Here is a 1,295-nt window from a genome sequence, read left to right on the forward strand (position 1 = left end):
TTTTTTATTTTGGAAGTTTTTTAATCAAAAATTTGTTTATATTTGTTAAGGTTTGTGCTTAATCAGCAAAACTGAAACAAAGCCGAGAACCGTTGGCTGTCATTGTAGCCGAACAGAACGCTAAACAAAATTTGACAAAATATGAAATGGTATCAAAACAATTTTAAACTTTTTTTTGCAATTTTACTAATTGCACCTTTGGGAATTTTTGGGCTTATTAAAAGGCAAACTTCAAAAAATACTTTCAAAATAATTTCAATTGTTTTAAGTGTAATTTATGGAGTGTTTTATGGAGTATTTTTGATTGGTATTGTTGTTTCTCTTGTAATAGGTGCTGACAAAATACATTTTGACAACGGAATTACTAACAAGAAAAAGTCAAATTTTGAACAAGCAATTAAAGACTTTGGACAAATTGACGAAAAAAGTGATTTTTATAAACAAGCACAAAATGAAATTTCAAAAATTACATTCTTATTAGATAGTATAAAACAAGTTGAAAAACAAAAAATTGAAGAACATAACAAAAAATTATCTGAAATTCAAAATCATAAAAACGTTTGGAGTGATAGTATTGTAAAAAGTTGGAATGGTCAATTTATAACGGATTATAAAAAACCGATAAACGGTGATACAATATATTTTTATTTAAGCAAAAATGCTTCCAAAACTTTTAATTCAAATAGAGAAAGTAATTTACCAATGTATTTGAATTCGTATAAAGCAAGTATGAAACATAAATTTGGCGATGACTTTCCTGACAAAACAATTATTGAATTTATTCAAAACGAACAAACAAAAAAAGAATTAATTGAGAAAAGCCAAAGAAGAGATGTAATAATGAGGCAATTCGGATTCAATCGACAACACAGAAATTTAGAAAGAGAAATAAAAAGAATGATGAACGACCCAGATAGTTATGAACATATTGAAACTAATTGGGAAGATAAAGGTAGTTACATTTTATTAGAAACTTCAATTAGAGGAACAAATCCATATGGTGCCAAAATAGTTAAAACTTACAGAGCGAAAGCAACAATTGACGGACAAATATTAGAAATAAAATAAACAACGAACAGCCAACAGCAGTTTGGCAAAATGGCGGGTTTAGTGCTAAATTGAACATTCGGTTTTCAAATGAATTTAAGTGCTAAATTGAAAGTAAGTGCTTCTAAATCAGCCACTTCGCCAAGCTGCAAAACGTTGTATGAAACCATTGAAAAACAAAAGCTTAAACAAGAATTATCAAATATGAAAGCATTCAAATTATTATTCAACATTATCTTATTTTCATT

At 27.6% G+C, this 1,295-nt stretch carries 1 protein-coding gene; it reads left to right on the plus strand.

Annotated elements, in window-relative coordinates; translation table 11 throughout:
• Positions 1–141: 141 nt before the first annotated feature.
• The gene (locus tag G507_RS0109680) at positions 142–1,068 is read left to right on the plus strand and encodes a hypothetical protein (protein ID WP_026717285.1); all 927 of its coding nucleotides are present in this window, start codon (positions 142–144) and stop codon (positions 1,066–1,068) included.
• The last annotated feature ends 227 nt before the right edge of the window (positions 1,069–1,295 follow it).

Origin of the sequence: Flavobacterium gelidilacus DSM 15343 (assembly GCF_000422685.1) — a bacterium.
In the GTDB taxonomy this organism is placed as follows: domain Bacteria; phylum Bacteroidota; class Bacteroidia; order Flavobacteriales; family Flavobacteriaceae; genus Flavobacterium; species Flavobacterium gelidilacus.